Genomic DNA, 4779 nt, shown 5'->3' with positions numbered 1-4779 from the left:
GGGCCAAACCACTCACCACTCGCCCTGGAAAGCCGCCCACCCGACGCGACACCCGGGCCACACCCCTACCCACGTCCCCTCAACGGACCTGACGGCCAGACAGGCAACAACCTGACCGACCGTCGGCCACTACCTGCGGATTCGGGTCAGACCGCTGAGTGACAGGAAGCACTTCGTGCGCCTCGCGCGTCCAACCGGTGGTGGCCTTGATGCGGTACTCAAGTTTCGCTCCGTCACGCCCGAATCGGAGCGTGGTCAGAGATTCCGCAACGAAGCGCTTCAAATGCGCGAGCTCTCCCGGGCGGGCACCAAGGGGGTGCTCCCGATCCTGGACGTGGAGCCCGGCGAGGATCCGAGCTGGTATGTCATGCCCAAAGCAGAGATGCTTCAGGTCGTTGTGGACCAGGCCGGCACCCTGCAGGAGATCGTGAATTGGGTGCTCACCCTTGCTCGCACGCTGTCCCGCTTGGCGGAGCAAGACATCTACCACCGGGACGTCAAGCCCGACAACCTCTTCTGGTACGACGACGGCCCGGTCTTTGCGGACTTCGGCATCGCCTACTGGGGTGAGCCGGGCGTCACGGTGGGGGCGCAAAAGTTCGGGCCGCAGTGGTTCATCGCCCCTGAGATGCGGTCGAAGAATCCCACGGACCCCGGCCGACAGGCCGATGTCTACTCGCTAGCCCAGACGCTCATCGTGTTCGTCCGTCCGGCAGACAAGTTCCCACCGCCGGGAACCTTCCGCGCCGGCACCAACGAGTACGACCTCAACGTCGACTGGCAAGGGGACCACGACGCCATGGACACCCTTGAGCATGTGCTGGAGGCCGCTACCCGGTACAGCGTTCGCGACCGATTGGTGATGGCGGACTTCGCCGAAGAGCTCGAGCTGTGGCTGGCTTCGGCTGACGTCGACATCACTCGAAACACCGGGTTTCGAAGCGGGTGGGGGCCGGACGACGATCTCGTCCGCGACGAGAAGGAGACCCGGCGCATCCTGCTCCGAGGGCTCGGGCGGCTTGAGGCTGCCGACAAGGCATTCAAGGAATCGAGTGAGGTTCGGTACGGAGATTCGGAACGACTACGCTGGCTCGGTGACTATGACCTGCCCGTGACCCCTGACGGAGAGTCTGCAATCGACGGCCACCTCACCTCCGTTGCCTGGGACCGTCCTGGTGGTCGGAGGATCCTCCTTGGCGCCGCCTTCTTCGGCAGGGAGGTGTCGTTCATGAGCGAGATTCAGAGGCTGGTAGGCAACAACTGGCAACTCGAACGCTCATGGCCTGACACGGACTGGGGTCGAACCCGTCTCCCGTCGGCGAAGCACCTCTTTCATCAGCTTGTCGACGGAGTCGTCGCCTACTTGTGTCCCCCTACCTGATGATCTGCGGGTGTTTGGGAGTGGTGGATCGTCATCGTGTTGGGAGTGGAATGTCGGGGGTTTGAGCTGTGGGTCTTCCGTAGATGGGACTCTCATATGTTGACGATTCCGGACTCTCGTTTTTGACGGAGTGCCGTGTCGGTTTGGTGGAGACTGCAACGGAGGGGCCGGTCACGCCGTAGGTCGATAGAGGGGCCGGGGCGGGGAGACGGCTGTGTCTGGTCTCCTGGTGGGCGGGCCGGTGGCTACACCGGTGGGGGCTCAGCGACTTGGCTGCCGTGTGCGCGGGGTGTCGGCCCGGCCGGCCAGGTTCACTCCACAGGCGTCGGCGTGGGTGGTGAGTTCGCTACCGCCGTGCATAGTGATCATGGGGAACAGTGCTGCGCCGACGGGGCGGGCACTGAGTTGGTGGTGGGCTGCCGCGGCCAGGAGCAGAGGCCGGGCCCAGCCGGGTATGGGGTGGATCCGGCAGGCACGGTGGGAGGTGCGGCCGTGGGTTTTCAGTACGCAGGCGTGTTCGTCGAGATCGGCACCGCGGATCTGCGCGAGGCGGTCGATGTCCAGTCCGGTGATCACAGCAGCGGCCAGCGTTCCCGCGTACACCGGGTGCGCGACCCGGTGGAGCCGCGTGAACAGTTTCTCGGCCAGCGGGTGGCCGGGCTCTGCATCGGCCTCTGGCACGGGCACGGCCCCAGCGGCGGGTGTGTGGCCGGCGGGCAGCGCCGCATCGGCTCCCGCGCAGGGGGCGCGCCGGGCCCGGTAGAGGCGGCGCGGCGACGGCCTGGCGGTCGTGAGACAGTACTGCCGGTGATCACGCGGGCCGCCGGGCCCGCCAGGGGGTCGGGGGGGCTCATGGGGACGGCAGCGGGGCGGGCGGGCCTTGCGGTCGCGGCGGCGTGCGTGCTGACGGGCGCGGTGGCCGGGTGCGACGCAGGTACGGGCGGCGGGAGCGCGGCGAAGCCGACGCCGACGCGTGTGGTCATCTCGGCCAGTGCGTTCCGCATCACGGCCGGCGGCTCGGCCCCTGGCCAGGACAAACCGACCGTGGCGGGGCGACGGAACCAGCAGGTGGCGGACCGTCAGGTGACGGCCGCGCTGGCCGGCGCGGGACTGACCATGACGCGGCTGGACGTGCCGGAGAGCGTGTCCCCGTGTTCGGTGCTGCTCGTGGGCCAAACCGTACTGGGCACGCCGACGGTCGAGGCGCGGCTCCGGGTCGGCCTGGCGCGGCTGGTCTCCCAGGGCTGGCGGTCGACGGGCGGGGTCGACGACGTGTTCTTCTACGCCAAGGGGCCCTGGCAGTTGACCGCTTCCGTCGGCTCACTGCCCGGCCTGGACTTCGTCTCCGCATCACCTGCGGCGCCCGCGACAATGGCGGCACCCGCGACGGGCACGGCGACCGGCCACTTGGTGAACGTCACCGTCCAGGACCTGTGCTGACCCGGTCCGCGTGAGCGGGCCGCGGGTCAGAAGTGGACCCAGGCCAGGACGGATATGAGGATCTGCCGTTCGGCCCGCCGAGGGGTGTACTCCGGCAGCACCGGTTCACCGTAGATCTGGCGCCCTCACCGGTGACGGGCGGCATGCCGGGCGGCTGGTGTCACTCTCCCGTGAGGGCGGCTCCCCAGCTCTGCACCCCTGCGCACATGCCCCGTCACCCTTGCCTCTCGGCTTTCGCCGTTCTGACCGGCCTGGTTGATCAGGCTGCGGTGTCGAGGCTGGCTGCGGCCCAGGCCTGCTGGACGGCACGGATTTCCGGTCGGCTGACCCGCGCTGACGGGCAAAGTCGGTCGGTGATGATGACGGAGCGGAGCTGGCGTTCTTCCGATGCTTATGGTGCGAGGTTGAACGAGCCGCGGTGGATCGTCAGGATGCCCGTGTCGAGGGCGATCGCGAAGTTCAGCATGCGAGTCAGTCGTCGGTCAGGAGCGCGGGGAGGGTGGTTTGGGTACCGCCGGCCGCCTATGCGGGCTCCAATGTTCTCGAACCATTGACGGACCCATGCGGTCTCGTCGACCCATTCGACGAGTTCGAAGCCGCTGGACTGGATCGTGGCGCGCAGCTCGTCGGCTGTGGCCAGAAAACTGTCGGTGCCGTCCAGCGACCAGGGTAGCGGTGGGGTCGGCTGAGTCTCGCCGCTGAGGCAGACCTCGAAGGTCGCGAAGTGGGCTCCTGGCCGGAGGCGCCGGCCGATCTCGGCGAAGTAGGTCTTCTTGTCGGCGACGTTCATCTGGACGTGCATGGTGTAGGCGGCGTCGAACTCGGAACCGTCGAAGGCGGCAATGTCGCTGCAGAAGAACCTGACCTGCTCAGCGAGCCCCGCGGTGTGTGTCAGCTCCTGGGCCGCGTCGACGTAGGCGGGTGTGACGTCGACGCCGACGACGGTGCAGCCGCTGCTGCGGGCGACCTGCCGTGCCGGTCCGCCGAGTCCGGAGCCGACGTCCAGCACGGTCATCCCCGGTGCCAGGTGCAGGCTGGGCAGCACCCGCTCGACGGCTTCGGATCCGCCGGCATGGAACTGGTCGAACTGATCCCACTGCTCCTGCGTCAGCGCGGCCAAGCCATCGCCGGCGAGACGCTCCATCGATGCGACCAGATCTGTTTCGGTGTAGGTCATGACGTTGCTCCTGATCGAAGCGAGGGATGAGCGGTGGAGTGCAGGAGGTCGGTGAGTAGCGACGGTGGGCCGACGATCCCCAGGCCGAGGTCTGCGGCCTGTTCCGGGGTCAGATAGCCGGACAGGACCGCACCGACGAGCGTCGCTTGCCCGGACAGCGTGATATCGGCATCCGGGGCTGTTCCGCGGCGGATCTCGAACGTGCCGTGCCGCAGGATCGCATGGACGGCTTCGCCGCCGGTCTCGATCCCCACCACGACTTCGGTCTCCGGGATGACGTGAGGCGACAGTTCCAACTCTGTAGGACTCTGTCGCCCCGATCCGCAGTGAGGGCCGATTCGATCAGCCTCACCAGCACGTTCACCGTTAGCCGCCGGTAGGTTTCGGCAGGTCGGCCGGATCGGGCGACAGAGTCCTACAACGACCAGGATCTGCGGCCCCTGCGTGACCCGAACGCCGAGGCCGAACCAGAGCGATGAACGGTTCTTTGCCTCATCTGGCCCTCCTCGGCCCACCTATGCTGAAGGAGTCCGTACGGGACCCGTCAGGGTCCAATCGCCACCTCGGGAATGGCCTTGCCGCCTGGCACGATCTTCGCGTGGACATTTCCTGCTGCATTCTGCAGCGCCTTGACGAACTCCAGGTCGGCGGCCGCCTTGGCTTCTACGGCGGCCTGGATGCCGTCGCCGACAGGGGACAGCCCGATACCGTACACCGGGTACTTGAACCGGTGTGCCCTTTGCGCCTCGTAGATCTTGTCCCGGGCGGCGTTCTCCACCTT

Annotated in this window: 6 protein-coding genes; 2 read left to right on the top strand and 4 right to left on the bottom strand. The window is 67.4% G+C overall.

Annotation, left to right across the window (positions count from 1 at the left end; genetic code table 11):
• The first annotated feature begins 175 nt into the window (after positions 1–175).
• Entirely contained in the window at positions 176–1381 is a 1206-nt protein-coding gene (locus FCI23_RS54060) for a protein kinase domain-containing protein (RefSeq protein ID WP_265737863.1), read from the top strand.
• Between the two features lie 261 nt (positions 1382–1642).
• Here FCI23_RS54060 and FCI23_RS54055 read toward each other — a convergent pair whose 3' ends face one another.
• The gene (locus FCI23_RS54055) at positions 1643–2062 is read right to left on the bottom strand and encodes a hypothetical protein (protein WP_136731537.1); all 420 of its coding nucleotides are present in this window, start codon (positions 2060–2062) and stop codon (positions 1643–1645) included.
• A 171-nt stretch (positions 2063–2233) separates the two neighbouring features.
• On the opposite strand from FCI23_RS54055, the gene FCI23_RS54050 reads away from it, so the two are divergent.
• The gene (locus tag FCI23_RS54050; RefSeq protein WP_136731536.1) at positions 2234–2821 is read left to right on the top strand and encodes a hypothetical protein; all 588 of its coding nucleotides are present in this window, start codon (positions 2234–2236) and stop codon (positions 2819–2821) included.
• Positions 2822–3212: 391 nt separating this feature from the next.
• Here the strand turns inward: FCI23_RS54050 and FCI23_RS54045 are convergent, their stop codons facing one another.
• From FCI23_RS54045 to FCI23_RS57925, 3 genes are all read right to left on the bottom strand, one after another.
• On the bottom strand, positions 3213–3998 hold the full coding sequence (locus FCI23_RS54045; protein ID WP_136731535.1) for an SAM-dependent methyltransferase: 786 nt from the start codon (positions 3996–3998) through the stop codon (positions 3213–3215).
• The gene (locus FCI23_RS54040) at positions 3995–4294 is read right to left on the bottom strand and encodes a hypothetical protein (RefSeq protein ID WP_136731534.1); all 300 of its coding nucleotides are present in this window, start codon (positions 4292–4294) and stop codon (positions 3995–3997) included. The genes FCI23_RS54045 and FCI23_RS54040 overlap by 4 nt, the downstream gene beginning before the upstream one ends.
• 248 nt (positions 4295–4542) lie before the next feature.
• Positions 4543–4779, bottom strand: a 237-nt coding sequence (locus FCI23_RS57925) for a hypothetical protein (protein ID WP_169317464.1), incomplete at its 5' end; no start/stop codon positions are given.

The sequence above is a fragment of the Actinacidiphila oryziradicis genome, assembly GCF_005047355.1.
Taxonomy (GTDB): domain Bacteria; phylum Actinomycetota; class Actinomycetes; order Streptomycetales; family Streptomycetaceae; genus Actinacidiphila; species Actinacidiphila oryziradicis.
This window is presented reverse-complemented; position numbering and strand designations above follow the sequence as displayed.

Bases quoted from the DNA above. Each gene is read 5' to 3' on its own strand.
- FCI23_RS54050 (WP_136731536.1), top strand. From the start codon at position 2,234: ATGGGGACGGCAGCGGGGCGGGCGGGCCTTGCGGTCGCGGCGGCGTGC.
- FCI23_RS54045 (WP_136731535.1), bottom strand. From the start codon at position 3,998: ATGACCTACACCGAAACAGATCTGGTCGCATCGATGGAGCGTCTCGCC.